We start from the raw sequence: 26,242 nt of genomic DNA, 5'->3' as shown, positions 1-26,242 counted from the left end.
CCGCACCACCGGGACCGCGGCCTTCGACGGGGAGAACCATGCCCATCGACTCCAGCACCTCCATCGACGCCCTCCGCGCCGCGACCGTCACCTCCGCGGACGGTTCGAAGATCGGCAAGGTGGCCGAGGTCTACCTCGACGACCACAGCGACCAGCCCGAGTGGGTCACCGTCAAGACGGGCCTGTTCGGCAGCTCCGAGACCTTCGTGCCGCTGTCCACGGCCTCCTACCTCGGGGACGAGATCCGCGTCCCCTACACCAAGGAGCAGGTCAAGGACGCTCCTCGCACCGACGCCGACGGCACCCTGAGCCCGCAGGAGGAGGAGCGCCTGTACGAGCACTACTCGCTGGGCGGTTCCGGGGCGCAGGACCTGCAGGCCGGGACCACCACGACCACCGCGACCGGTCGCCTGGGTGAGTGGTCGGACAGCCGCGACGACGACGCGTCGGGGCGGGCCGGCGGCCGGGACACCCAGGGCACTCGGGGCACGGTGGGGCACGACACCTCCGGGCCCACCACCGACGACGCGATGACCCGCTCGGAGGAGCGCCTGCACGTGGGGACGCAGGTCCGCGAGAGCGGCCGCGCCCGGCTGCGCAAGCACGTGGTCACCGAGGAGCAGACCCGCCAGGTGGCCACCTCCCACGAGGAGCTGGTCGTCACCCGCGAGCCGATCACCGAGGCGAACCGGGGCGCCGCCACCGCCGGGCCGGAGCTGTCCGAGGAGGAGCACGAGGTGGTCCTGCACGAGGAGGTCCCCGTGGTCTCCAAGCACGTCGAGGCCGTCGAGCGCGTGCGCCTCGGCACCCGCACGGAGCAGGACACCCAGACGGTGAGCGCCGACGTGCGCAAGGAGGAGATCGACCTCGACGCGGACAGCGCGGTGACCACCGGGAGCGGTGAGGGCGACCGTCACCACAGTCGTCACGCCTGAAGCACCCGCGGAAGCGCACCCGTGAGCACCACGACGGGCGACGGCTCCACGGCGCCGCCCCCGGCCGGGCGCCCCAGCACCTCCGCGGAGGCCGCTGGGGCGCCCCAGGGGACGGTGGTCACCCTGTCGGCCGAGCAGGTCGACGTCGCGGTGCACCGGCTGCCCCGCGAGCGCGTCCGGCTCCGCCGCGAGATCCACACCCGCCAGGTGGAGGTGACCGTGACGGTCCGGCGCGAGGTGCTGCGCATCGAGCGCCTGCCCGTCGAGGACGGTGGCCCGGACGGTCCCGCCGGTCCCGCCCACGACGCACCGCTGGAGATCACGCTCCACGAGGAGCGGCCGGTGGTCGCCGTGGAGGCGGTGCCGTACGAGCGGGTCCGGATCGCCGTCGACGCCGTCCCGCTCACGTCGCGCGTGGACACCACGACCCGGCGCGAGGTGGTGGACGTGACCACCGAGCCCGCCCACCTCGAGCACTCCGCCCGGCGTCCCGCAGGGACGCCCTCCGAACCGCCCCCCGAAGGTCGAGGACCCCATGAGCACCTCCGCTGACGACCGCTCGCACCACGCCCACGCTGCCGCGGCCCCGGCGCCGCACAGCGGTGCCTCCCAGGTCGACCCGCGCTCCCAGCGCGAGCGCGTGGTGGAGGCCCAGAAGCAGCAGTTCGGCGGCATGAAGCTCGGCAGCGCCTTCTTCGGGTGGCTGACGGCGACCGGCACCGCGGTGCTCCTGACCGCGCTCCTCGCGGCGGCGGGCACGGCGGTGGGCCTGGCGACCGACGCCGACCCGGGCCAGCTCACCAGCGGCGCGGCCGCCGACCCCGGCACCATCGGGGTCGTGGGGGGCGTCGCCGTGCTCGTCGTCCTGCTGGTGGCCTACTTCTGCGGCGGGTACGTCGCCGGCCGCATGGCCCGGTTCAACGGGATGAAGCAGGGCCTGGCCGTGTGGCTGTGGGCCGTGGTCATCGCCGTCCTCGTGGCGGTGCTGGGCCTGGTCGCCGGGTCGCAGTTCAACATCCTCGGCCAGCTGAACAGCTTCCCCCGCATCCCGGTCGACGAGGGGACGCTGTCCACGGGAGCCGTCATCACGGTCGTGGCCGCCGCGCTGGTCGCGCTGGTGGGCGCGCTGCTCGGCGGTCTGGCCGGCATGCGCTTCCACCGCCGCGTCGACCGAGCCACCCTGGCCAGCTGACCGTGGCGGCGTCCGTCGACGGCGAGGGGCCGGAGCGTCGGCCTGGCAGGGGGCGGGGCTCCCGGCGCGCGCAGGAGCCACCTCCCCGTCCCGAGGAGGAGGCACCGGCACGCGAGGGCGCGAGCGAGCGCGAGGTCGTCGAGCCTCCCGTCCTCGCGCCCCCTCCGACCTCGCCGTGGGCGGACGGGCTCGGCCGGACCGCCACGCGGTGCCTGCAGCTGCTGCTCGTCGTGGTGGCGGGCGTCGTCGTGGTCTACGCGTGCCTGCAGCTGCGGCTGGTGGTCGTGCCCCTGCTGCTGTCCGCCCTGGTCGCCGCGGCGGCGGCCCCGCTGGTGCGGTGGCTGGTCTCCCGCGGCCTGGGGCGCGGCCTCGCCACGGGGGTGGTGCTGCTCGCCGGAGCGGCCGTGCTCGCCGCGGTGGGCTGGGCCGTGGTCGGCGGCGTCCGCGGGCAGTGGCCGCAGCTGCAGGCCAGTGCGCAGGAGGGCTTCGCCGAGGTCCAGCGCTTCGTCGTCCAGGGCGGGCTGCCGGTCAGCGACGCGCAGGTCGCCCAGGCCCGCGACGCGGCCGTCGGGGTCCTGACCGGTGCCGGCTTCCGCTCGGGAGCGCTGGCGGGGCTGGGCGTCGTCACCCAGATCGCCACCGGCACGGTGCTGGCGCTGTTCCTGCTCTTCTACTTCCTCAAGGACGGCCCGCGCATCTGGTCCTTCCTCATCAGCGGGGTCCACGGGCCGCGCCACCGCCGCCTGGAGCGGGTCGGTGAGCGGTCGGCGGTGGTGCTGGGCGGGTACGTGCGCGGCACCGCGACCGTCGCGCTGGTCGACGCCGTCCTCATCGGCGTCGGGGTGGCGGTCGTCGGGGTGCCGCTGGCCCTGCCGATCGCGCTGCTGACCTTCGTCGCCGCGTTCGTCCCGATCGTGGGGGCCGTCGCGGCGGGGGTGGTGGCCGCCCTCGTCGCCCTGGTCACCGTGGGACCGGTCGCCGCGCTGGTCGTCGTGGGCATCGTGGTGGTGGTCAACCAGGTGGAGGGCAACCTCCTGCAGCCGGTGCTCCTGGGCCGCGCCCTCTCGCTGCACCCGCTGGCCATCCTGCTGGCGCTGACGGCGGGGACGGTGCTGGGCGGGGTGGTCGGGGCGGTGCTGTCGGTGCCGCTCGCCGCCGTCGCGTGGGCCGCGGTCGTCACCTGGAACGCGGAGAAGCGCACCTCCGCGGCGGCCACGACCCAGCAGCCGCGGGCGGAGGGGCAGACCGCGGCGTGAGACCGCGCCCGCAGCGGTGGGCTCCACGCAGCGCCCTGGCTGGTCCTCCCGGACCGGCGCACCGGGCGCACCGCAGCCGTCTAGGCTCTCCCGGCCGTTCGACGCAGGCCGGCGCTCCAGGGGGGAAGGCGGATCGGTGGACCAGGTGCCTCAGCCGGACTTCCGGCGGGTCTTCGACGAGACGCCGGCCCCGCTGCTGCTGCTGACCCCGGACTTCACCATCGTGCACGCCAACCGCGCACGGCTGGAGGCCACCGCCACCACGCTGGAGGCCACCGTCGGGAGGAACCTCTTCGAGGTCTTCTCGATGAACCCCGACGACCCCGCCGCCGACGGCCTGGTCAACCTGCGCGACTCCCTGACCGAGGCCCGCGAGACCCGGCGCCCGGTGACGATGGCGATCCAGAAGTACGACATCCCCCTGCCCGACGGCACCTGGGCCGAGCGCTACTGGAGCCCGCGCAACGTGCCGGTCCTCGACGACGGCGGACGCGTGGTGTGGCTGCTGCACCGATCGGACGACATCACCGACTACGTGCACACCCGCGAGCAGGTGCGCGCCTCGGCAGAGCAGAACGAGGTCCTGCGCGAGCGCGCCGACCGGGTCGAGGCCGACCTGTTCACCCGCACCCGCGAGCTGGAGCGGGCCGTGACCGACCTCGCCCGGGCCACCGCCCGCGCGGAGCAGGCGGCCGCGCGCGAGCAGGAGGCCACCCGCGCTGAGCGCGCCGCCGCCGCCCGCAACGCCCAGATCACCGAGTCGATGGCCGTGGGCTACCTGTCCATGGACGCCGACTGGGTCATCACCTACGTCAACGCCGAAGCAGTGCACGCCCTGGGACGGCCGCGCGAGGAGCTGGTGGGCGGGGTCGTCCGGGAGCTCTTCCCGGACACGGTCGGCACGGACTTCGAAGCGGGCTACCGCCGCGCCGCCAGCACCGGCGAGACGGTCACCTTCGACGCCCACTACCCCGACCCCCTGAACGCCTGGTACGAGGTGCGCGCGGTCCCCGAGGCCGGCGGCGTGGCGCTGTACTTCCTGGACATCACCGCCCGCCACGACGCCGTGCAGGCCGCCCAGGCAGCGGCGGAGCAGGTCCGCGGCCTGGCCGAGGTCGCCCTGGCCATGGTCGACCTCGACGACGTCACCGACCTGGTCACCGTCATCGCCGAGCGCGGCCTGGCCGCTCTCGGCGCCGACGGCGGCTCCGTCGCGGTGCACGACCTGGCCGACCCCGGCGCGCTGCTGTCCTACGTGACGGCCAGCTACGGCCCCGGCGTCCAGGCCGACTACGCCCGCCTCCCGCTGGAGGCCGCGCTGCCGGTGTGCGAGGCCGCCCGCACCGGCACCCGGGTGCTGGTGGGCGACCGCGACGCCTGCCTGGCCTACTCCCCGGCGATGGCGGACGTGGTGACCTCCACCGGCTCGCAGGCCTTCGCCAGCCTGCCGCTGCGCGCCGAGGGGCGGGTCATCGCCGTCCTCACCGCGGGGTGGAACCGCCCGCAGGACTTCCCGCCCGTGCAGGTGGAGCTGCTGGAGGCCTTCGCCGCCCAGTGCGCCCAGGCGCTGCAGCACCTGCAGTCCCGTGACGCCGAGCGCCGCGCCGCCGAGGCCGAACGCCGCGCCGGCGAGCTCGCGCGCACCTCCGCCCAGCGCCAGGCCACCCTGGTCGCCATCGCCCAGGCCCTGGCCGACGCCGACACCCAGGCCGACGTGCTGACGGTGCTGTCGGGGTGGGGGGCCTCGCTGCTGGGCGCCAGCGGGTGCGGGCTGTGCCTCCTCGAGACCGGCGCCACGCACGTGGTCACCTCCGTCACCGACTCCTACGCCGAGGTCGGCGCCCGGTTCCAGCGGGTGCCGGCCGACTTCCCCCTGCCCGCCATCCGCTCCGCCGCCACCGGTCAGGCCTTCTTCCTGGCCGACCGGCAGGAGACCGACGCGGTCCTCCCGGGGGCGGCGGCGCTGTACGCCGACGCCGGCGTGGAGGCCTCCGCCGCGGTGCCGCTGCGCGGACGGGGTCAGCTGCTGGGGTGCCTCACGGTCGGCTTCGCCGAGGCCCGCGCCTGGACCGTCGAGGAGCGGGACCTGCTGCGCGCCTTCGCCGCGCTCACCGCCCAGGCGCTGGACCGCATCGCCGCCCACTCCGCCGAGCGGGCAGCCCTGGCCGCGGCGTCGGGGATCGCCGAGACGCTGCAGCGCTCCATGCTCACCGCCCCGCCCGAACCGGACCACCTGGAGATCGCGGTCCGCTACGCGGCCTCGGCCACCCACGCCGAGGTCGGCGGGGACTGGTACGACGCCTTCATCACCTCCGAGGGACTGACCAGCCTGGTCATCGGGGACGTCACCGGGCACGACATGGCCGCCGCCGCGGTGATGGGCCAGCTGCGCAACCTGGTCCGCGGCATCGCCTTCACCCTCGGCGAGCCCCCGGCGCGACTGCTGGCGGCGGTGGACCGCGCCGCCGCCGGCCTCGGGATCACCACCGTGGCCACCGCCGTCGTCGCCCAGGTCGAGCAGACCCCCGAGCACCGCGCCGCCGGGACCCGGCTGCTGCGCTGGTCCAACGCCGGGCACCTCCCCCCGCTGCTCATCACCGCCGACGGCCGGGCGTCCTACCTCGGCAGCGACGCGAGCGGCGAGACCGGCTACGAGACCGACCTGGTGCTGGGCTGGGACCCGGCGGTGCAGCGCCACGACCACGAGGTGGTGCTGCAGCCGGGCTCGACGGTGCTGCTGTACACCGACGGGCTCGTCGAGCGCCGCGGCGCGAGCCTGGACCGCGGGATGGCGTGGCTCGCCGAGGCCGCCGCCGAGATGGTGAGGTCCGCCGGCGAGCAGGCGCTGGGCCTGGAGGAGCTGTGCGACGGGCTTATCGAGCTGGTCGGGGACCACCTGGACGACGACGTGGCGCTGCTGGCGCTGCGGGCCCACCCCGAGGACCGGCCCCGACCGCCCGAGGCCGGGCCGAACCACGTGCCGGAGGGGCTCGACGCGGCTCGACGGGCCACCCCGCGGGGACAGGCCCTCTAGCAGCTCCGCTCCAGACGAGACCCAGGTCACAGCGGCGCGAGCGCCGAGGCGCCGGCGGCGGCAGCCCGAGACGTGCAGCCGGGCTGCGGCTACCGTGAAGCCGGTGAGCACCAGGGTCGCGGTCGTGACCGGCACCCGCACCGAGACGGGGGCCGGTGGCGTCGTGGGCGCTGTCGGGGACGAGCGGACGACGTCCGCGCGGGTGCCGCTGGGCGGGCGGCGGTGAGGTTAGGCCGCCACAGGGCACGGCGCGGCGAGGCCGCGGAGCTGTCGACGGCTGACCCGCTCGGCGCGCCCACCTCGGGCTCGGACCTCCAGCTGTCACCCGCCCCCCAGGACGGCGGGGCCCGGGCACCCTTCCGGGAGGGTGGTTCCGGAGGGGCGCGCGCCCACGGGTCGGTGCTGACCCGTGACGGCTGGCCGCTGCCCGGGGCCTCGGTCACGCTCCTGGCGACCGACGGCACGGGGAGCGCACGGAGCACCAGCGGCTCGGACGGGCGGTTCGTCCTCACCCCGCTGGAGCTCGGCCCGGCGACCCTGCTGGTCGCCTGCGCCGGGCACGAGCCCCAGGCCCGCTCGGTCGTGGTCCACGACCCGCGCGCCAGCAGGCCCGAGGAGGTGGTCGTCGACCTCGGCGAGGTGCGCCTGACGCGGGTCGGCGCCGCCGAGCTGCCCGCCCCCGGGCGCTGGGTCATCGACCCCGACCACACCTCGCTGGTGGCCACCGCCCACCACCTGGGCCTGTCCGCGGTCACCGGGCGCCTGTCCGTGGTGGAGGGGGCCATCGAGGTGGCGGAGGTGTTCACCGGGTCCTCGGTGCAGGTGCGCATCGACGCCGCCAGCGTCGACTCCGGCGTCGCGCGCCGTGACGAGCACCTGCGCAGCGCCGACTTCCTCGACGTGGAGCACCACCCGTGGATCACCTACGAGGGCCGCGGCCTGCTGCCCGACGGCGCTGGGGGGTGGCAGCTGGACGGGCAGCTGACGCTGAACGGCACCGTCCGCGCGGTGCCCCTGCGGCTGCGGTGCACCGGGACCGGCACCGACCCCTGGGGCGGCGCCCGGGTCGCCTTCCAGGCCAGCGCGCAGCTGAGCCGCGACGACTTCGCGATGAAGTGGAACCAGGCCTTCGGGCTGGGGGTCGCCGTCTTCGGGACCACCCTGCGCATCACCATCGACCTGGAGGCCGTCCGCGAGGCCTGAGCCGGCGGGGGCACCGTCCTCGGCTGTGCTCAACGCCCCTGGACGGCCGGTGCGAGGACGCGCTCGGCGAACTGCCGCAGCGTCGTCGGCGTGTCAGCCGCCCGGGTGGGCCGGTCCGCGTCATCGAGACCCCGCGCCTTGGCAGCGAGCATGGCGGTCAGGCCGCGCGCCATCCGGGGCGAGGAGCCGGCGGTGACCAGGGCGGTCAGCTGCTGCTGCGGGTCCGGCGCTCCGTGGCGGACCGGGCGGCCGAGCACCTCGGCGAGCACCCGGTCGACGTCGTCCGCCGACAGGTCCTCGGGGCCCAGCACGGGCAGCTCCTCCTGACCGGTCCACGACCCGTCCAGGAGCAGCCGCGCGGCCACGGCGGCGACGTCGCTGCGCGCCACCATCGGCGCCCGCCGGTCCTGCTGCGCGGCGGCGCGGACCACGCCGTCGGAGCGCAGGCCGTCGACGTCGCGCAGGAGGTTGTCCATCAGCGTGGGCGCGACGAGCGCTCGCAGGTGCACGCCCGTGGCGCGCAGGAGGTCGTCCATGGCCTGTGAGGCGGACGCGTGACCGGCGTAGCCCTGCACCCGGCGGCCGAGCGCCGAGACGGTGACGACGCGCTCGACCCCCGACCCGGGCAGGGCCGCGGCGAAGGCCAGGCTGAAGCCCACGTAGGCGTGGAACGGGCTCGCCGCGGTCGGGTCGCCGGCGACGAGCCAGAAGACCGAGCGCACGCCGTCGAGGGCTGCGTCGACGACGTCCGGGTCGGCGTGAGAGCCCACGACGACCTCCACGCGGTCGCGGACCGCCCGGGGCACCTTGTCGGGGTCGCGGGCGACGACGCGCACGGGCTCCCGGTCTGCCGTCAGGAGGTGGTCGAGCAGGACGCGGCCGATGCCGCCGGTCGCGCCGGTCACGAGGATCACGACGTCGAGGGTGCGTCTGCCGGCCCCTCGCCGTCCAAGGCTCTGGCGGTCGCGATCGATACCCTCCGGGCATGGACGTGGACCTGCGCAAGCTGCGCTACTTCGTCGCCGCAGCGCGCCTGGAGCACGTCGGACGCGCAGCGGAGGAGCTCTTCATCACCCAACCGGTGCTGAGCCGGCAGCTGCGCGCCCTGGAGCGCGACCTCGGGGTGGAGCTGTTCACCCGCGCTGCTCGCGGCGTCCGCCTCACCGCGGCCGGCCGCCAGCTGCTCGAGGACGCCGTCGAGCTGCTCTCCGCAGCGGAGTCCGCGGTGCGCCGGACGCGGGAGAGCGCCCGCGGCGTCACCCGCCTCGTCGTGGGCTTCGGCTCCGGGCTGTCCGTCTCGCAGGCGGTGCGCGCCTACAGCGCGGCCCGGCCGGCCGTCGAGGTGGCCCTCGTGCACCTGACCTGGTGGGAGCAGGCGCAGGCCGTCCGCGACGGCCTCGTCGACGTCGCCCTCGTGCGCCTGCCCGCGGGCTCCGAGCACCTGAGGCTGCGGGCCGTCGGGACCGAGGAGAAGGTGGTGTGCCTCCCCGCAGGCCACCCGCTGGCGGCCAAGCCGGTGCTGGCCTCGGACGACCTCCTCGGCCACGAGGTGCTGGACGCTCGCGCTCGGCGGACCTCGACGGTGGAGGAGAAGCTCGAGCTGGTCGCCTCCGGCGTGGGACTCGCCGTGCTGCCGGTCAGCGTGGCCGCCTACTACGCCCGCGCCGACGTGGTCACCCGCCCCGCTCCGCACCTCGGACCTGTGACCACCAGCCTCGCCACCTCGGACCGACGGCTGGCCGCCCACGTCCAGGACTTCGTCGACACCGCCCTCACGACGCTCACGCCCGCGCCGGGCCCGTCCCCGGAGGGACTGCTGGGGGCTTGAGGACCCTGCGCGAGCCGCTCCGGCGGACAGCCCCGGGACGGGCCCGCGGACGGGGTCGGGCCCGAACCGCTCAGACGCTGACGATGTCGGTGGTGGGGGTCAGCGGGGCGCCGGCGTCGACGTCGGCCTTGAGAGCTGCCAGGCGTGCCGTCACCAGCTCCCGGGAGTCGGAGCCCAGGACCTGGTGCAGCGGGGCGGCCGACGACTCCACGACCGCGATGACGGCCTCGGCCGCACGGGTGGGGTCGCCGAGCTGCGTGCCGGGCATGGCCTGGTGTGCAGCGGTCATCTCCCGGACCGGCTCGTAGCCGGGAACGGTCTGCTCCGGCAGCGCCAACGACGCGGGGGTGAGGAAGTCGGTGCGCATGTAGCCGGGCTCGATGAGGTGCACGCGGATGCCCATGTCGCTCACCTCGGCCGCGAGGGACTCGGTGAGACCCTCCAGCGCGTGCTTGGCAGCGCAGTACAGCCCCCACCCGGGGAAGGCGGTGAGCCCGAGGACCGAGGAGACGTTGACGACGTGGCCGCCTCCCGCCTCGCGCATGAGCGGCAGCGCGGCGCGCAGGACGTTCCAGACGCCGAAGACCTGCACGTCGAACATGTCCCGCGCCTCGCGGTCGGAGACCTCCTCCACCGCGGCGAGGTGGCCGTAGCCGGCGTTGTTGACGACGACGTCAAGGCCACCGAAGCGGTCGACCGTCCTGCCGACGGCGGCCCTGACCGCCTGCTCGTCGGCCAGGTCGACCTCCAGGGGCAGGAGCCGGGTGGTGTCCGCGCCCTCCAGACCGTCCAGGAGGCGCTGGGCGGAGCGGGTCGTCGCGGCGACGTGCTCTCCGCGGTCGAGCAGCTGGCGGACCAGCTGCAGGCCCAGCCCGCGGGAGGTCCCGGTGACGAACCAGGTCGAGGGGGTGGTGGTCATGCTGGACTCCTCCGGAGCGTCGTCGGCGCGCGCTGCTCGGCGCCCTTCCAGCCTGGAGCCGTCCCCGCGGCTCCAGCGGTCCTCTCCTCGCCCGGCGAGGGCTGGTCACGGCCGACCTAGGACTCAGCGACCCACGCCGCCTCGCCTGTCGGCGTGCGAGCATCCGAGGGTGGACGGGGTCAACCGCGAGCTGGCGGACTTCCTGCGCCGGGCGCGTGCTGGTGTCGACCCCACGCGCGCCGGTCTGCCCGGTGATGACCGCGTCCGACGCGTGCCGGGCCTTCGGCGCGAAGAGGTCGCTCGGCTGGCAGGGGTCTCCACCGACTACTACACCCGCCTGGAGCAGGGCCGACGGATCACTCCGTCACCGGGAGTCGTCGACGCCCTGGCCGGAGCCCTCGAGCTCAGCGCTGCTGGACGCGCCCACCTCGGGGACCTCATCGGCGCCGGGACCACGACGCGCCCCACCCGGGCCCCAGCGGTCCAACGAGCACGTCCAGGTCTGCACCGCCTCCTGGAGTCCCTCGCAGACCACCCGGCGATGGTCCTGGGCCGCCGGACCGACGTGCTCGCGGCCAACCGCTTGGCCCGCGCCCTGCTGGTGGACTGGGAGGCGCTGCCGGCCCGTGAGCGGAACTACGCCCGCTGGGTCCTGCTGGGCGATGACGCCCGAGACCTCCTGCTCGACTGGGACGTCCAGGCGCGCGCCGTGGTGGAGAACCTCCGGCTCGACGTGGGCCGCGACCCCCACGACCGTGCAGCGCAGGAGCTCGTCACCGACCTGGGCCACCGCAGTCCCGAGTTCCGCACCTGGTGGGCCGAGCACCGCGTCCACCAGCGCACCTCCGGCACCAAGCGCTTCCGGCACCGGATCGTGGGCGACCTCGCCCTGGACTACGAGACCCTCACGCTCCCCGGAGACCCGGACCAGACCCTCTTCATCTACTCCAGCGCCCCGGGCAGCCAGGCCGAGCAGGCGCTCCGCACCCTCGCGAGCTGGGCCGCACCTGCTCACCCGTCACCCGTCGCTCCCCAGGCCTAGCTGTACTGCCCAGACACGTTGGTCGAGCCCCTGCCGCGGTGAGAGCTGACCCCAGCTGACACAACGAGGACCTCCCGGGTGTGGAGTGGGACTGCTGAAGGTTCCGCACCACACTCACCAGGAGGTCCTCGTGACCCACGCTAACGCCGCCCTGACCCCAAAGGCCCGCCTGCAGCTGGCCCGCCTGGTCATCGACGACGGCTGGCCGATCGCCCGCGCCGCGGAGCACTTCCACGTCGCCTGGCCCACCGCCAAGCGCTGGGCTCAGCGGTATGCCGCCATGGGCGAAGACGGCATGGCCGACCGCTCCAGCCGGCCCCACCGCTGCCCACATCGCACCCCTCAGCACGCGGTGAAGAAGGTGGTGCACCTGCGCTGGAAGCAGCGCCTGTCACCGCTGGCGATCGCCTCCCGCACCGGCTTACCCGCCTCCACCATCCACGCGGTGCCCGGGTACCAGCCCGGGATCGCAGTCGTGCGGGTCCCCCAGCCGCCGGCACGGTGCCCAAGCGTGACGAACACCACCGCTCCTGCCCGACACGGCGCAGTCGCTGAAGGCGTCCCGCAGGGGGTCGCGAGGCGATACCTCGCGCTCAGGCCTGCGCGTCTAACGTGGAGATGGGGGTGCAGTGACAGGCCGCGCCGGTTGCACTCTGGCGTTCGGCCCTAGCAGGCCATCACCGAGTCAGCGGGCCAGAGTCACTGCGCTCGGATGCTGAGCCACGACGTCAGGGCCCCCGAGAGCACCGCCCGACCGAGCAGTGGCTCCTGATCGCCCGGCGCGCGACGATCACCTCATATCATGCGCGCCATGAGCGCGCTGGAACACCCTGGCCGTGCTGGCACGACGCCGGTCTCCTCCGCAGACGCCGGCCTGAGCGCCGCCTGCGCGACGAGCGTCGGTGCTGAGCCCGTGGCGGTGACGCGATGAGTCCCGTGATCACCGCCTTCGACTGGGCCGCCGAGACGAGCGTGATCATCCCTCACCCGGCCGAGTTCATCACCGGCTTGATCTGCTTCGCCGTCCTCCTGATCGTCTCTCACAAGATCGTGGCGCCTCGCCTCGAGGCGATGCTCGCGCAGCGACAGGCAGCCACCGAGGGAGGCATGGAGAAGGCCGAGCGGGTCCAGGCAGAGGCACGAGCAGCTCTCGAGGAGTACCGAGACCAGCTTGCATCTGCGCGCGAGGAGGCAGCGCGCATCCGTGAGGAGGCCCGCACTGAGGGCGCCAAGATGATCGCGGAGGCACGAGAGGACGCAGCTGCCGACGCAGACCGCATCATCCAGGACTCCTCGGACCGGATCGCCGCCCAGCGAGCTGCTGCCAGGGAGACCCTCCACCTTGAGCTGGGCGCCCTCTCGGTCGACCTGGCCAGCAAGATCGTCGGCGAGGACGTCTCCGAGGCGGCCCGCAGGTCCAGGATCGTGGACGACTTCATCGCTGACTGGGAGAAGGCCCGCTGAGCCCGCTGCGACGCCGTGGGCGCTCCTTGTGGGAGCGTGGTCATCACCGGCACCGCTGAGAAGCTGAACAGCGGTCTGCGAGGCAGGTCACCCGCGAGCGGTCGTCATCCGAAGAGGCCGTTCGTGGCGCAGGCCGCGGGGACAAGCGTCGCCTTGACGGTCCCGACGCCTCGCCAGGAGCAGTGAGCCGTCACCACCGGCCAGCCGCTGCTCCTCGCCGTGGTTCCTGAACACCGAGGCCGCAGTCGTCGTGCGGCGACCCGCGCACGGACGCGACCGGCTGAGTGCATGGCGCACGACCCCCACGTGGGATCGGCGCCATCTGGGCAGGCTCGTCACGTCGCCGCGGTACCCGCTGACGGATACTTGTCGGGCAGAAGCCCTTCCGCATTCAGCTGCTGGTGCAGCAGCTCGTGCCGCAGTGGGGTGTCGGCGATGCAGATCTTCCAACCGGCACCGACGCGGCGCCGGCCGACGATCCTCGGGCAGTCCGCTTCCGAGCCGGCCACCCGCACGAACGGGGCTGCCCGTCGGACACCACTGACGCACCGCCCCTGCGGCTGCCAGTCGCCACCACCCCAGGCACCTTCGTGGACTTCATCGAGCTCGTGGTCCCCGAGCTGCAGCGCCGGGGTCGGTACTGGAACGACTACGACGAAAGCACCACCGCGCGCGAGAAGCTGTACGGCCCGGGCCAGACCCGCGTGCGGGAGGACCACCCCGCCGCGGTCTACCGCCGTCAGCTGAGCGCGAAGAGTCCCATCGACGCCTCGGGCAACTGACGCGCCACGGGGGTTGACGCGCTTCGCCGGTGCCTCCTAGGTTCTTCTCAGGTCAAGAGTTGCAGCGGAAAGCCCTGGCTCGCTGCACGGCAACCCTCCTCCGCGGTGGGGTGCCCCAGGTGACGACCCGGCTGGACGAACGGTTCAGCAAGCGCGGCTCTCCGGAGCCCAGACGTGAAGGGCCGACGTGCACCTGTCGCCGGTGAGCCACTGCCAGACCCTGACCGCATCGCGGCGGCGCCACGTCGACCTGCGCCGCACCGCTAGCGCCGTCTGTCGCGCGGCCTGACACCCCCCGCCACCAGCAGGAGCTACACCCCGGCGATGACGCCGCCCCCTCCGCCCCGACGCCATCACGGCGGGGCGGGCGGGGCGGCGTCCTGCTGTCGACGGCCGCTCCGCCGCTGAACACTCCGCACGTCCTCCCACCCCACGGGTCTCAGTGGGGCGCGGGAGCGATGCGCCCTGCCCCCACGACGCCGCACTGCTCTGTGCGATGACACCAGGAGTCCCCCGTGTTCCTCACCTGGCGAAGAGCCTCTGCCCTTCCCGTCCTGTCAGCCGCCCTGGTCGCCCTCACCGCCTGCGGCGGCAGCAACGCCGGCGGCGCCACTCCCTCTACAGCTGGCGGAGCCTCGGGGTCGGACGACCACATCGTCTACGCGCACCAGCAGGAGCCGCCCTGCGTCTTCGGCGGTTGGATCGAGCAGGCGTACCTGTCCACCCAGGTGCTCGACGCCCTGGTCTCCCTCGACGCGGACCACCGCGTCGTGCCCTGGCTCGCCGACTCCTGGGAGTCCTCCGCTGACGGCCTGACCTGGACCTTCCACCTCAAGGACGGGGTGTCCTTCACCGACGGTTCGCCGTTGACCGCGCAGGCGGTGGCGTACAACTTCGACTACTGGGTCCAGGGCGGCAACAGCACCGCAGCCGTGTGGCTGGCGGGCTACTACGACTCCGCCGAGGCCGTGGACTCCCAGACCCTGCGGATCCACCTCTCCCGGCCCTATCCGCGGCTCGCCGAGACCCTGACGCAGGGCTACTTCGGCATCCAGTCGCAGAAGGCGCTGACCGAGCGCACCGCAGAGGAGAACTGCGCCGCTCCCATCGGCACCGGCGCCTTCGTCGTCGACCACTGGACCCGCGGCCAGGAGATCGTGCTCACCCGCAACGAGGAGTACACGTCTCCTCCCGCCAACGCCCAGCACACCGGCCCCGCGTACGTGAAGACGCTCGAGTGGCGCTTCGTCCCTGATGGGACCACCCGGGTCTCCTCGCTCCAGGCCGGCGAGGTCGACGCCATCTACGACGTCCCTGCGATCGACTGGAAGGGGCTCGGCGAGGGCGGCTACCAGCAGCTGAAGTACGTCACTCCCGGCCGACCGCAGCAGATCTCCTTCACGACCACGACGGGCCCCTTCACCGACGAGCGCGTCCGCAAGGCGTTCGCCTACAGCCTCGACCGCAAGTCGCTCGTGGACACGATTGGTCGCGGCTTGATCCCCTACGAGGGCAACGGCGGGGTCAGCCAGACCACACCCGGCTACAGCCAGGAGGTAGCTGACGCTTACTCCTTCGACCTGCCGAAGGCCGAGGAGCTGCTCCAGCAGGCCGGTTGGACGGGGACCGACCCCGACGGCGTGCGCACGAAGGACGGTCAGCGCCTCACCGTCCGCTTCCCCTACGCCACCGGCACGATCATCGCCGCGGACGGGGCGACGATCCTGCAGGGCGTCGCCGAGCAGGCCCGCGCCGCCGGGTTCGACGTCCAGCTGATCCCGGTCCCTCCCAGCGGCTTCTGGTCGGGCCTGTACAGCACGGCCGAGGAGCGCGACCTGTCCGCGGGCTACTGGACGTCGGTCACGGCGGGGATCCTGTGGATCAACTGGCGTCCCACCACCGCGGACGCACCGAACCACAACAACTCCGCCTTCTACGACGACCCCGTCCTGGCGGACCTGATCACGCGCGCGAACTCCACCTCAGATGTCGCAGCGCAGAACGCGCTGTACGCGCAGGCGCAGGAGTACATCGCCGACCACGCGCTCTCGATCGGGGTCTACGACCGCATCAGCACGCTCGCCGTCTCCCCGCGCCTGAAGGGCGTCTGGCAGGAGAACGCCCAGGGAGGACCGGTCTTCTATGACGCTCACTTCACCCGCTGACCCCTCCGTGACCGCGCCGGGACCCGCTTTCACCACCACTGGCAGACCGCACTGGTCTCGTCGGGTGGGTGGACACGGGCGCCGCCTCGGAGTGCGGCTGGTGTGGGCCCTCGTCGCGCTGTGGGGAGCCGCCACCGCAGCCTTCTTCGCCCAGGTGCTCCTTCCTGGCGACCGAGCGACGATCATCCTCAACATCCGGGCAGGACAGCCGATCGCCAGGACCCCCGAGGAGCTCGCCGACATCAACGCGGCGTACGGCCTGCAGGACCCCGTCCTGGTGCAGTACTGGCACTACCTGTCGGGTCTGCTGCGCGGCGACCTCGGCGACTCCTACCAGCAGCACCGCTCTGTGGCGGCGATCATCGTCGAGCAGCTCGCGCCCACCCTGACGCTGACGCTGACCGCGATCGCCCTCGCCTGGGCGATCATGCTGGTCACGGTCGTGCTGACCGCCGGTCGACCTCGCGCCGGGCGGCTGGCCAGCGCCGTGGAGGTGGCGGCCGCGAGCACGCCCCACTACTGGCTGGGCATCGTCCTGCTCGTCGTCTTCGCCTTGCAGCTGGGGTGGTTCCCCGTGGTAGGCGCCGGGACGCCGGCGGCGCTGGTGCTCCCCGCACTCACCCTCGCCGTCCCCCTGGCCGGTTTCCTGGGCCAGTCGACGCGCTCAGCCTTCGAGACCGCGCTGCAGCAGCCGTTCGTGCTCACCGCCCGGACGCGTGGGGCCAGTGACCTGCAGGTTCGGGTGCGTCACGTCCTGCGCCACTCCCTGCTGCCAGCCATCACCCTGTCGGGCTGGGCGCTGGGCGCGATCATCTCCGGCGCAGTGGTGGTCGAGGCGGTCTTCACCCGCTCCGGCATCGGCAGCGTGCTGGTCACGGCCGTCAACAACCAGGACCTGCCCATCGTCACCGGCGTCGTGGTCCTCGTCGCTGCGCTCTACGTGGTCGCCAACCTCCTGGTCGACCTCCTGCACTCCCTCGTCGACCCCCGCCTGGAGCAGTCATGACCACCACGCCTCTGAGGGGCGCCGGGGGCGCTGGCGCAGCGACCGTCGCGCCCTCCGCTGAACACCTCCCGCGCCGACCCCGTACGTGGGCACGGCAGCCGTGGGGGCTGTGGGCAGCTGGCGCGGTGCTCACCGTCGTCGGCATCGCGCTCGTGGCCCCGGCCGCTCTGGCCACCCACGACCCCTACGCCCTGGACCTGGGTGCGAGCCTGCAGCCACCCGGAGGGGAGCACCTGCTCGGCACCGACGTCGCCGGGCGTGACCTGTGGAGCCGCGTCGTCTGGGGTGCACGGCCCGCACTCGCGATCGGAGTGGGCGCTGCTGCGACGTCGCTCGTCCTGGCCGTGGTCCTAGGCGTGTTGGCGGCGCTCGGCCCGCGTCTGGTCGCCGGGGCGGTGGACCGCGTCATCGAGGTGCTCTTCTCCTTCCCCAGCCTCCTGCTGGCACTGCTCCTGGTGGCGCTGCTGGGTCCTTCCGCCTGGACGCAGGCGCTGGCGGTCGGGATCGGCACCGCGCCGGGCTACGCCCGGATCATCCGCGGTCAGGTCCGCGCCGTCCGGAGCGCCCCGTACGTCGAGGCCGCCGTCGCACTGGGCCACACCCGGGCCCGGATCCTGCGCCAGCACGTGCTCCCCAACGCCCTGCGTCCGCTGGTGGCCATCGCTGCGCTCTCGGTGGGGCAGTCGATCGTGTGGGCCTCCAGCTTGAGCTTCCTGGGGCTGGGTGTGGCCCCGCCGTCACCGGAGTGGGGCGCGCTGCTGGACGCCGGCCGCGCGTACGTCACCCACGCGTGGTGGCTCACCGTCGTCCCCGGCGTAGTGGTGGTCGCGCTGGCGCTGGCGGCCACCACCGTCGGCAACCACCTGCAGGCAGCCCTGGAAAGGAGCGAGGCATGAGCACGGAGATCGTCCCGGTGCCCGGGCAGAAGAACGGTCGTGACGCGGGGGTCGAGACCCAGGAGGAGAGCAGGCGGTCAGCGCTCGGTCAGGCCGCCGGCGGGACTGCCACGCGCGTCGGCTCCGAGCGCGGAGAGGCCGGTGGTTCCGAGGCGAGCGGACGGGTGCGCGTAGCGGGCCTGTCGGTCAGCTTCGAGCGCGACGGCGTGGTGCGCCCCGTGGTGCACGACGTCTCCTTCGACCTGGGCCGCGGCGAGTGCGTCGCCATCGTCGGGGAGTCCGGATCTGGCAAGAGCGTCACCGCCCGCACGCTCGTCGGGCTGACCGGACACGGAGCCGTCGTCGAGGCCGACGCCGTCGAGCTGGACGGCGTGGACGTGCGCGGCTTCTCCGAGGCGGACTGGCGGCGCACCCGTGGGCTCCGGGTGGGCTTCGTCCTGCAGGACGCCCTGGTCTCACTGGACCCGCTGCGCCCGGTGGGCAAGGAGGTCGAGGAGTCCCTGCGGCTCCACGGGTGGCGTGACCGGCGCGCCCGCCGCGCCAAGGCCGTCGAGCTGCTCGAGCAGGTCGGGGTGCCGGCCGCCGACGTGCGCGCCCGCCAGCGCCCCGACCAGCTCTCCGGCGGCCTGCGCCAGCGCGCCCTCATCGCCTCGGCGATCGCCCTGGACCCCGACCTGGTGATCGCCGACGAGCCCACCACCGCGCTCGACGTCACCGTGCAGGAGCAGGTGCTGGCGCTGCTGGACCAGACCAAGCAGCGCGGCGTCTCACTCGTCCTCATCAGCCACGACCTGTCCGTCGTCGCTCGCCTCGCCGACCGGATCCTCGTCATGCGCGCAGGGCGTGTGGTGGAGAGCGGGACCACGCACCAGGTGCTGACCGACCCCCAGCACGCCTACACCAAGGCGCTGCTGGCCGCAGTCCCCGGCGAGCACACCCGGGGCCAGCGCCTCTCGCCGCCCGACGAGGACGGCGCACCGACCGCCCCAGCACCGCGCGGCAGCGTGCGCCCGGTACCGGATGGCTCGGGTGAGGTCGAGGTGGTGCTGGAGGCCACCGGCCTGGCCAAGCGCTTCTCCCTGGGTGGTTCTACGACGCTGACCGCCGTCGACGACGTCTCCTTCACGCTCGCTCGAGGACGGACGCTCGGCATCGTCGGGGAGTCTGGATCGGGCAAGAGCACCACCGCTCGGCTCGTGCTGGGCCTGAGCGCACCTGATGCGGGAGAGGTCGAGCTCCTAGGCCGGCCCTGGTCGGTGCTGAGCGAAGCACAGCGCCGGCCGCGCCGAGGTGACATCTCGGTCGTCTACCAGGACCCGCTGAGCTCCTTCGACCCCCGCTGGACGGTGGAACGGATCGTCGAGGACGCCCTGCCCCGCGACGGTGGCACAGGACGGCGCAACCGCACCGAGCGGCGACAGCGGGTGGCCGACCTGCTGCAGGCGGTCGGGCTGCCGGAGGGCACGGCCCGCCGCGCTCCACTGCGCCTGTCCGGGGGGCAGCGCCAGCGCGTGGCGATCGCCAGGGCCCTGGCCAGCGAACCGAGCGTCCTGGTGCTGGACGAGGCGGTCTCGGCCCTGGACGTCTCGGTGCAGGCCCAGGTCCTGGACCTGCTCGACGACCTGCAACAGCGCTTCGGGCTGAGCTACCTGTTCATCTCCCACGACCTGGGCGTGGTCTACCACGTCAGCGACGAGGTGCTGGTGATGAAGGACGGCCGCGTCGTGGAGCGAGGGACGGCCGAGGAGGTCTTCGAGCGCCCCCAGCAGCCCTACACCCGACAGCTCGTCAGCGCTCTGCCCCGCCTCAGCGCCTGAGCCGGCACACGATCCCGAGGAGCCGACATGACCGACCAGCGACCACTGCGCTTCAACGCCTTCGTCATGAACACCACCTCCCACATCCACCACGGCCAGTGGCGACGCCCGGACGCCCACCAGACCGACTTCAACGACGTGCAGACCTGGGTCGACCTCGCCCAGCTGCTCGAAGCCGCGAAGTTCGACGCGATGTTCTTCGCCGACGTCACCGGGCTTTACGGCGACGCCGACGCCGACTACGACGTCTACGTGGAAGAGGGGCTGCAGATCCCCAGCAACGACCCCTCTGTCCTGCTGTCGGCGCTGGCCGTCAGCACCCGGGACATCGGGCTGGCGCTGACGAGCAACGTCATGCAGAACCACCCGTTCAACTTCGCCCGGCAGGTCTCCACCCTCGACCACATCTCCCGCGGCAGGGTCGCGTGGAACGTTGTCACGGGCATGCAGGACAACGGCGCCCGCAACTTCGGGCTGGACCGCCTCACCGACCACGACGAGCGCTACCGGTGGGCCGAGGAGTACGTGGAGGTGGCCTACAAGCTGTGGGAGGGCTCGTGGGAGGAGGACGCCCTCGAGCAGGACCGCGAGGGGCGCCACGCGGACCCGCGGAAGATCCACAAGATCCACCACCGGGGTCAGCGGTACAGCGTCGAAGGGCCGCACCTGCCCTCGCCGTCGCCGCAACGGACGCCGGTGCTCTTCCAGGCCGGATCCTCCGGAGCCGGGCGCTCGTTCGCCGCTCGGCACGCCGAGGCGGTGTTCATCATCGCGCCCTCGCGGGAGCTGGCCGCCACCCAGGTCCGCGAGACTCGTGACCAGGCAGAAGCCGCTGGTCGCCGCCGCGAGGACATCACCTTCTACCAGGGACTCAGCTTCGTCATCGGCTCCTCCGAGGCCGAGGCGAAGGCAAAGGCCGCGCAGTACGACGAGTACATCAGCATCGAGGGCTACGCGGCTCACGCAGCGCTGGTGGACCCCGACGGCCGGGTCTACCCGCCCGAGACGCCGTTGCGGGAGCTGCGGACGAACTCGGCCCGAGGCTTCGCGGAGTGGCTGCAGCGCCACATCACCGACCGCGAACCGGTCGTGGCCGACCTCGTCCGCCAGCGGGCGCAGTCCGGCCGGATCGTCGGGACTCCCGAGCAGATCGCCGACGAGCTGGGGCTGTGGCGAGACGCGGGCGTCGACGGCATCAACGTCGTCAACTGGGTCATCCCCGGCTCCTTCGCCGAGTTCGCCGACCACGTCATGCCAGAGCTGCGACGTCGCGGCCTCGCCCAGAGCGAGTACGCCCCCGGTCCGCTGCGCCAGAAGCTGTTCGGATCACCCCGGCTGTCCGACCGCCACCCCGCCGCGGCGTGGCGCGGCGCCTTCTCCGGGGAGCGGAGCCCCTTGCTCGCGGCTGCTGGAGGCCGCGGCTGACCGCGCACCCCGCGAGTGGTCGCGCGTGGCCCGACCGGCGCGTGGAGACCACACGCGGGGGCGGGGTCGCGTCGAACCCGCACGGTGCGCGGACCCGTTCTGGCGCGCCAGGCGACACAGGTGCTGTCTGGAGTGACGGGGACCCGACGGCGAGCTCGCTGGCCTGCACGTCGTGGCCGTCATCGCCAACCTGCCCTCGGGCCGCCAGGCGGCCTTCAGCGGCGCATGACCGCCCGCGCGAGCCGGTTGCCCAGGGCCTGGCCGATGATGACGATGGCGACGATCACGACGAGCGCTGCGTACACGACGCCCCAGTCGTACTGCTGCGACCCGTAGGTGATGGCGTAGTTGCCGAGGCCGCCGCCGCCCACCAGACCGGCCTGGGCCGACATGTCGACGATGCCGACGAAGATGAAGGTGTAGCCCAGCACCAGGGGGCCCAGTCCTTCGCGGACGACGACGCCGAAGAGGATCGCGCTGCGGGAGGCCCCCATGGCGCGCGCCGCCTCCACGACGCCAGGGTCGACGCCCACCAGCGACTGCTCCACGATGCGCGCCACCGCGAAGCCCGCCGCGATGGCGATGGCGAAGGTCACGGCCTCGGTGCCGAGGAAGGTCCCGAGCACGAGGATCTGCAGCGGCCCGACGGCGAGCAGGAAGATGACGAATGGGATGGGCCGGATGACGTTGATGACCAGGCCGAGGACCTCGAAGACGAGCCGGTTGGCGAAGAGGTTGCCCGGCCGGGTGGCGTAGAGGGCGACGCCCAGGCCCAGCCCGATGACACCGGAGACCGCCATCGAGACGAGCACGATGAACAGCGTCTGCCCGATGGCCTCGACGAAGACGTCGGGCCGGGAGGTGACCCCGTCGAAGAACTCCATCAGACCTCCTCCTCCACGACGACGTCCTGCGCCCGCAGCGCCGTCAGGGCGCGCTCGACGCCGGCGGCGTCCCCGCTCAGCTCGTACGTGAGTGAACCGGCGCGCCGCTCCTTGATCTCCCCCACCCCGCCGAAGACCAGCTCGGCGGTCACCCCGGCGTCGCGGAAGGCGCCGTCGATGACCTGCTGCAGCCGAGGCCGGTCGTCCACGCGCACCGTGACCAGGCGCCCGGGGTGGTGCTCGCGCAGCCGGGCCAGGGCCTCGGCCGACGGGCGGTCGTGGGTGGCGGAGCGCACGAAGCGCTGGGCCGCCGGGGTCTGCGGGTCGGTGAAGACGTCGTAGACGTCGCCGACCTCGACGACGCGGCCCCGTTCCATGACGGCGACCCGGTCGGCGACCCGGCGGACGGCCTCCATCTCGTGGGTGATGAGCATGACGGTGACGCCGAGCTCGGTGTTGACCCGCCGCAGGAGGGTCAGCACCTCCTCGGTGGTCTCCGGGTCCAGGGCGCTGGTGGCCTCGTCAGCCAGCAGGAGAGGCGGGCTGGTGGCCAGGGCGCGAGCGATGCCCACGCGCTGCTTCTGCCCGCCGGAGAGCTGCTCGGGGTGGGCGTGCGCCCGTTCCAGGAGGCCGACGAAGTCGAGGAGCTCAGCAGTGCGCCGCTCGCGCTCGACCTTGCCGACCCCCGCGACCCGCAGCGGGTACGCCACGTTCTCGGCCACGGTGCGCGAGCTCAGAAGGTTGAACTGCTGGAAGATCATCCCGATGCCCGTGCGGGCGGCGCGCAGCTCCTTCTCGCCGAGCCGGGTGACGTCCTGACCGCCCACCCGGACGCTGCCCGAGGTGGGCAGCTCGAGGGCGTTGACCAGGCGCACAAGGGTGGACTTGCCGGCACCGGAGTACCCGATGACGGCGAGCACCTCACCGCGGCGGACGGAGAGGGTGACGTCGTCGACGGCGGTGACGGAGCTGCCACCGCGCTGGAAGCGCTTGGTGACGCCCTCGATCTCGACGAGGGCGCCACCCGGCGCAGTGGTGGAAGAGGTCGTCACGTCAGGCGGCTGCGGTGGCGTCCTGCTCGACCTTCGCCAGGTCGGCCTGCAGCTCCTCGGCGCTCTTGTCGACCACGACGGCGCTCTTGTAGTCCGCCGCGAAGACCTCCTGCACGCGCGGGTCGTGCCAGAGCTTCGCCAGGGCTAGGTAGGTCGGGTCCTGCACGTCGGCGGCGCGGGCGGCGAAGACGTTCACGTAGGGCGCAGCGGCAGGGGCGGCCGGGTCGTCGGCGACGATCACCTGGTCGGCGGTCAGGCGTGCGGCGGTCGCGTAGTTGTTGTTGACGACGGCGCCGACGGCTGAGCCGCTCTGCAGGGCACGGGCGGTCTGGTCGGCGGAGATCGGCGTGACCTCGACCTTCGCGCTGGTGATGTCGTCGACGGAGGAGAAGGCGGTGCCACCGCCGTCCAGCTGCACCAGGCCCGCCGACTGCAGGAGGAGCAGGGCGCGGGCCTCGTTGATGGCGTCGTCGGGGATGGCGATGACCGCGCCCTGCGGCAGCGCCGCGACGTCGGTGACGGTGGTGGAGTACAGCGGCAGCGGGTAGACCGCGGTCGCGCCGATGGGCTGGATGTCGTCGCCGGCCGTGACGTTGTAGTTGGCCAGGTACTGGATGTGCTGGAACTGGTTCAGGTCGACCTGGCTCTGGCTCAGCGCCGGGTTCGGCAGGCTGTAGTCGGCGAAGTTCACCAGCTCGACGTCGACCCCCAGCTCACTCTTCGCCAGCTCGGTGTAGGTCTCCCAGTACGGCAGGGCGCTGTCGGACACACCGATCTTCACGCTGCTGCGGTACTCCCCCGACGGGCTGGCGCCGCCACCGGCAGCAGCGGCAGGCGCGTCGTCACCGCCGCGGTTGGCGAGCCAGACTCCCCCGCCCACGAGGACGAGCAGGACGACGACGGCCACAGCGATCGCTGCGACCGGCGCCTTCCGCTTCGGCTTCTCGGGCAAGACAGGACCGGACGTGGACATGGCACTCCTCGAACGTCGTGGATCGCAGGACGAGTCCTGCAGATCCGCACTTGCCGCGCGGTGCGCGCGGCCCGGTCGTCACCTGGAGCACCCCGCCGCGGAGGAGGGTTGCCGGACAGCAAGCCAGGGCTCAGAGCTGTCACTCATGACCTGGCCGTCACGGTACGAAGCGCGGTGGACGAGCGTCAAACCAGCGCGGGCCCCGTGATCGACCTGTGACCTCCACCGGACGCGCGAACACCCCTGGACTGCGGTGCTCGTCCCGACAGCAGCGGAGCTCCAGCTGCGCTCTGCACCCCGCGGACGTGGGTGGTCTTCGTGGAGGGACGTCCGGCTCGGCCCTGCGACGGCCAGGGACCCGGTCGTGACGCCTCGCGGCAGCCGGACACGGAGACCAGAGGTGCCCGCGCCGTCGTCAGCCTGGTGCTCGATCGAGCGACACGTGCGACGCCCGTCGTCAGATCCATCGGCGCTGCCACGACGAGAGGCTTGACGGAGGGTCGCACGCGATCAGTAGGGTCCGCGGCATGGCCCCGATCAAGCAGACCGTCCCCTTCGTCGTCGACGCCGAGGGCACCGGTGTCGCCCAGCGCCTCGTGGTCGCCGGCGACCACGAGCACGTGTTCTCCGCCGACACCTACCCCTCCTTCGGGGGCGACGACGCCGCGCCGAGCCCGCTCAGCTACCTGCTCGGCGCGCTCACCAGCTGCAACCAGGTCACCGGCAGCCTGGTCGCCTCCAGCCTGGGCATCGCCCTGGGCCGCTGGTCCTTCCACATCCAGGGCGACCTCGACCCCTCCGTCATCGCCGGCGGCGCCGAGGGCAACGCCAACTTCGACAGGGTCGCCGTCAAGGTCACCGTCGAGACCGACGCCGCCGAGGACGTCTTCGAGACCTTCCACACCGAGACCGAGCGGCGCTGTCCCGTCACCCAGATGTTCAAGCGCAGCGGCCTGACCTACACCAGCGAGTGGGCCAAGACGCCGCTGTCGCAGTGAGCGTCCACAGGCTGACGGCCACCGGGCCTGCGGACGCTTCGTCGAGGCCGCCTCAGGGGATCGGCTCCGGCCGACCCTCCCGCAGCTCCCTGACCAGGGAGTCCATCACGGCCTTCAAGTCACCCCCGGCAGCTGCCGCCACCGCGCGCTGGCGCTGGTAGCTCGCTCCCCACGCGGGGATCTGCGCGACCGCCGCCAGCTCCTCGCTGCACCCCAGGCGGCGGGCCACCGGCTCCAGCCGCGTGAGCACGTCGGCCAGGTCGTCGGTGACCAGGCGCTCGTCACCGACCGCGCTGGTGATGATGATCGCGTCCAGCCCGTACCGGGCGGCGCGCCACTTGTTCTCCTGCACGTGCCAGGGCGGCAGCACCGCGGGCAGCTCACCGGCCTCCAGGCGCGCGTCCAGGTCCACGACCAGGCAGTGCGTCAGCGCCGTCAGCGCGGCCAGCTCGGCCTCGGTGGGCACGCCGTCGCAGACGCGGACCTCCAGCGTCCCGATGCTCGGTGAGGGCCGCACGTCCCAGCGGACGTCCTTGAAGGAGTCGATGACGCCGGTGTGCAGCAGGTCCCCGACGTAGGCCTCCAGCTCCTCCCAGCGGGCGAACTGGAACGGCAGCCCAGCGGTGGGCAGCTGCTGGAACATCAGCGCCCGGTTGCTGGCGTAGCCGGTGTCGACGCCGCCCCAGAACGGGGAGGAGGCCGACAGGGCCTGCAGGTGCGGGGCGTAGGTGAGCATCGCGTCCAGCACGGGCAGCACCTTGTGCACGCTGGACATGCCCACGTGCACGTGGACGCCCCAGATGAGCATCTGGCGGCCCCACCACTGGGTGCGCTCGATGAGCTCGGCGTACCGGGGCCCCTCGGTCATGGTCTGCGCCGACCACTGGGCGAAGGGGTGGGTGCCGCTGCAGGCCAGCTCCAGGCCCAGCGGCTGCGCCGCGGCGCGCACCTGGGCCATGACCTCGTGCAGGTCGGCCACGGCCTCGGTGACGGTGTCGTGGACGCCGGTGACCAGCTCCACGGTGTTGGTGAGCAGCTCGTGGGTGACGCGCTGGCGCCCGTCGGGGTGCGCGGGACGCCGGCCGACCGCCTCGAGCACCTCCGAGGCGCGCGGGGCCAGGTCCCCGGTGGCGGCGTCCACGAGGGCCACCTCCCACTCCACGCCCAGCGTGGGCCGCTGCGAGGCGTTGAAGGCCAGCGCGCCGCGGCGGCCGTGCGGCCCGAGGGACGGTGTCGTCACCCCGCCACCTCAGCACACGACGATCTGTGAAGACGCCGTCACGGAGAAGATCGCGCACCCCCAGAGACTCACGCTCCACCGCGGTGCGCGGTCACCTGCCGGTGCACATGCCCCGTTGACACCCGGCGCAC

The 26,242-nt window shown here is 73.3% G+C and carries 25 protein-coding genes and 2 riboswitches; of the genes, 19 read left to right on the top strand and 6 right to left on the bottom strand.

Annotated features, from left to right (window positions below; translation table 11 throughout):
• Positions 1-38: 38 nt before the first annotated feature.
• The 7 genes from FHN55_RS10785 to FHN55_RS10760 all read left to right on the top strand — a co-directional run bounded on the left by FHN55_RS10785 (position 39) and on the right by FHN55_RS10760 (position 7,620).
• A complete protein-coding gene (locus FHN55_RS10785; RefSeq protein ID WP_139712321.1) occupies positions 39-935 on the top strand; it encodes a PRC and DUF2382 domain-containing protein in 897 nt (298 codons plus the stop codon).
• A gap of 21 nt (positions 936-956) precedes the next feature.
• Entirely contained in the window at positions 957-1,487 is a 531-nt protein-coding gene (locus tag FHN55_RS10780; protein ID WP_139712320.1) for a YsnF/AvaK domain-containing protein, read from the top strand.
• Complete coding sequence (locus FHN55_RS10775; protein ID WP_218974558.1) at positions 1,471-2,127, top strand: hypothetical protein; 657 nt, start codon at positions 1,471-1,473, stop codon at positions 2,125-2,127. The genes FHN55_RS10780 and FHN55_RS10775 overlap by 17 nt, the downstream gene beginning before the upstream one ends.
• A 2-nt stretch (positions 2,128-2,129) precedes the next feature.
• On the top strand, positions 2,130-3,383 hold the full coding sequence (locus FHN55_RS10770) for an AI-2E family transporter (protein WP_139712319.1): 1,254 nt from the start codon (positions 2,130-2,132) through the stop codon (positions 3,381-3,383).
• Between the two features lie 136 nt (positions 3,384-3,519).
• Complete coding sequence (locus FHN55_RS10765) at positions 3,520-6,417, top strand: SpoIIE family protein phosphatase (RefSeq protein WP_139712318.1); 2,898 nt, start codon at positions 3,520-3,522, stop codon at positions 6,415-6,417.
• 103 nt (positions 6,418-6,520) lie between these two features.
• Positions 6,521-6,643, top strand: coding sequence for a hypothetical protein (locus tag FHN55_RS23730; RefSeq protein WP_257570866.1), 123 nt, complete (start codon positions 6,521-6,523; stop codon positions 6,641-6,643).
• Positions 6,640-7,620: a YceI family protein gene (locus FHN55_RS10760; RefSeq protein WP_180357768.1), complete on the top strand. Its 981-nt coding sequence runs from the start codon at positions 6,640-6,642 to the stop codon at positions 7,618-7,620. Before FHN55_RS23730 ends, FHN55_RS10760 begins: the two co-directional genes overlap by 4 nt.
• Positions 7,621-7,649: 29 nt before the next feature.
• Here the strand turns inward: FHN55_RS10760 and FHN55_RS10755 are convergent, their stop codons facing one another.
• The gene (locus FHN55_RS10755; protein WP_139712316.1) at positions 7,650-8,534 is read right to left on the bottom strand and encodes an NAD(P)H-binding protein; all 885 of its coding nucleotides are present in this window, start codon (positions 8,532-8,534) and stop codon (positions 7,650-7,652) included.
• 71 nt (positions 8,535-8,605) lie between these two features.
• On the opposite strand from FHN55_RS10755, the gene FHN55_RS10750 reads away from it, so the two are divergent.
• A complete protein-coding gene (locus FHN55_RS10750; protein WP_139712315.1) occupies positions 8,606-9,448 on the top strand; it encodes a LysR family transcriptional regulator in 843 nt (280 codons plus the stop codon).
• Positions 9,449-9,518: 70 nt separating this feature from the next.
• On the opposite strand, the gene FHN55_RS10745 is transcribed toward FHN55_RS10750, so the two are convergent.
• Positions 9,519-10,367, bottom strand: a complete 849-nt coding sequence (locus FHN55_RS10745) for an SDR family NAD(P)-dependent oxidoreductase (protein WP_139712314.1) — start codon at positions 10,365-10,367, stop codon at positions 9,519-9,521.
• A gap of 169 nt (positions 10,368-10,536) precedes the next feature.
• On the opposite strand from FHN55_RS10745, the gene FHN55_RS10740 reads away from it, so the two are divergent.
• The 10 genes from FHN55_RS10740 to FHN55_RS10700 all read left to right on the top strand — a co-directional run bounded on the left by FHN55_RS10740 (position 10,537) and on the right by FHN55_RS10700 (position 20,964).
• Positions 10,537-11,409, top strand: a complete 873-nt coding sequence (locus FHN55_RS10740; RefSeq protein WP_218974557.1) for a helix-turn-helix domain-containing protein — start codon at positions 10,537-10,539, stop codon at positions 11,407-11,409.
• Between the two features lie 85 nt (positions 11,410-11,494).
• Positions 11,495-12,079, top strand: coding sequence for a helix-turn-helix domain-containing protein (locus tag FHN55_RS24270; RefSeq protein ID WP_373995722.1), 585 nt, complete (start codon positions 11,495-11,497; stop codon positions 12,077-12,079).
• A gap of 266 nt (positions 12,080-12,345) precedes the next feature.
• Positions 12,346-12,873: a F0F1 ATP synthase subunit B gene (locus tag FHN55_RS10730; RefSeq protein ID WP_218974556.1), complete on the top strand. Its 528-nt coding sequence runs from the start codon at positions 12,346-12,348 to the stop codon at positions 12,871-12,873.
• A 590-nt stretch (positions 12,874-13,463) separates the two neighbouring features.
• A complete protein-coding gene (locus FHN55_RS10725) occupies positions 13,464-13,655 on the top strand; it encodes a hypothetical protein (RefSeq protein ID WP_218974555.1) in 192 nt (63 codons plus the stop codon).
• A 50-nt stretch (positions 13,656-13,705) separates the two neighbouring features.
• Positions 13,706-13,815, top strand: a riboswitch (SAM riboswitch).
• A gap of 27 nt (positions 13,816-13,842) precedes the next feature.
• Positions 13,843-13,944 carry a putative leader peptide gene (locus FHN55_RS24265; protein ID WP_373995721.1) on the top strand — a complete coding sequence of 34 codons (102 nt, stop codon included), beginning with the start codon at positions 13,843-13,845 and terminating at the stop codon, positions 13,942-13,944.
• A gap of 226 nt (positions 13,945-14,170) precedes the next feature.
• Positions 14,171-15,820 carry an ABC transporter substrate-binding protein gene (locus FHN55_RS10720; protein WP_218974554.1) on the top strand — a complete coding sequence of 550 codons (1,650 nt, stop codon included), beginning with the start codon at positions 14,171-14,173 and terminating at the stop codon, positions 15,818-15,820.
• A 64-nt stretch (positions 15,821-15,884) separates the two neighbouring features.
• Complete coding sequence (locus FHN55_RS10715; RefSeq protein WP_218974553.1) at positions 15,885-16,826, top strand: ABC transporter permease; 942 nt, start codon at positions 15,885-15,887, stop codon at positions 16,824-16,826.
• Between the two features lie 125 nt (positions 16,827-16,951).
• Positions 16,952-17,722 (top strand): ABC transporter permease, encoded by a 771-nt coding sequence (locus tag FHN55_RS10710; RefSeq protein WP_218974552.1) that lies wholly within the window; start codon positions 16,952-16,954, stop codon positions 17,720-17,722.
• Positions 17,719-19,539 carry an ABC transporter ATP-binding protein gene (locus tag FHN55_RS10705; protein WP_139712310.1) on the top strand — a complete coding sequence of 607 codons (1,821 nt, stop codon included), beginning with the start codon at positions 17,719-17,721 and terminating at the stop codon, positions 19,537-19,539. Before FHN55_RS10710 ends, FHN55_RS10705 begins: the two co-directional genes overlap by 4 nt.
• A 27-nt stretch (positions 19,540-19,566) precedes the next feature.
• On the top strand, positions 19,567-20,964 hold the full coding sequence (locus FHN55_RS10700) for an NtaA/DmoA family FMN-dependent monooxygenase (RefSeq protein ID WP_139712309.1): 1,398 nt from the start codon (positions 19,567-19,569) through the stop codon (positions 20,962-20,964).
• Between the two features lie 215 nt (positions 20,965-21,179).
• On the opposite strand, the gene FHN55_RS10695 is transcribed toward FHN55_RS10700, so the two are convergent.
• The 3 genes from FHN55_RS10695 to FHN55_RS10685 are packed head-to-tail and all read right to left on the bottom strand — an operon-like array spanning position 21,180 to position 23,852.
• The gene (locus FHN55_RS10695; RefSeq protein ID WP_139712308.1) at positions 21,180-21,848 is read right to left on the bottom strand and encodes a methionine ABC transporter permease; all 669 of its coding nucleotides are present in this window, start codon (positions 21,846-21,848) and stop codon (positions 21,180-21,182) included.
• Positions 21,848-22,900: a methionine ABC transporter ATP-binding protein gene (locus FHN55_RS10690; protein ID WP_139712307.1), complete on the bottom strand. Its 1,053-nt coding sequence runs from the start codon at positions 22,898-22,900 to the stop codon at positions 21,848-21,850. Before FHN55_RS10690 ends, FHN55_RS10695 begins: the two co-directional genes overlap by 1 nt.
• Position 22,901: 1 nt before the next feature.
• Positions 22,902-23,852 (bottom strand): MetQ/NlpA family ABC transporter substrate-binding protein, encoded by a 951-nt coding sequence (locus FHN55_RS10685; protein WP_218974551.1) that lies wholly within the window; start codon positions 23,850-23,852, stop codon positions 22,902-22,904.
• Between the two features lie 62 nt (positions 23,853-23,914).
• A riboswitch (SAM riboswitch) is annotated at positions 23,915-24,024 on the bottom strand.
• Between the two features lie 376 nt (positions 24,025-24,400).
• On the opposite strand from FHN55_RS10685, the gene FHN55_RS10680 reads away from it, so the two are divergent.
• Positions 24,401-24,871 (top strand): OsmC family protein, encoded by a 471-nt coding sequence (locus FHN55_RS10680; protein WP_139712305.1) that lies wholly within the window; start codon positions 24,401-24,403, stop codon positions 24,869-24,871.
• Between the two features lie 52 nt (positions 24,872-24,923).
• Here FHN55_RS10680 and FHN55_RS10675 read toward each other — a convergent pair whose 3' ends face one another.
• Positions 24,924-26,111: a glutamate--cysteine ligase gene (locus FHN55_RS10675; RefSeq protein WP_139712304.1), complete on the bottom strand. Its 1,188-nt coding sequence runs from the start codon at positions 26,109-26,111 to the stop codon at positions 24,924-24,926.
• Positions 26,112-26,242 lie beyond the last annotated feature (131 nt).

Origin of the sequence: Streptomyces sp. NP160, assembly GCF_006335115.1 — a bacterium.
Classification (GTDB): Bacteria; Actinomycetota; Actinomycetes; order Actinomycetales; family Quadrisphaeraceae; genus Quadrisphaera.
Note: the sequence above shows the minus strand (reverse complement) of the source record. Positions and strands in the feature narration are given on the sequence as shown.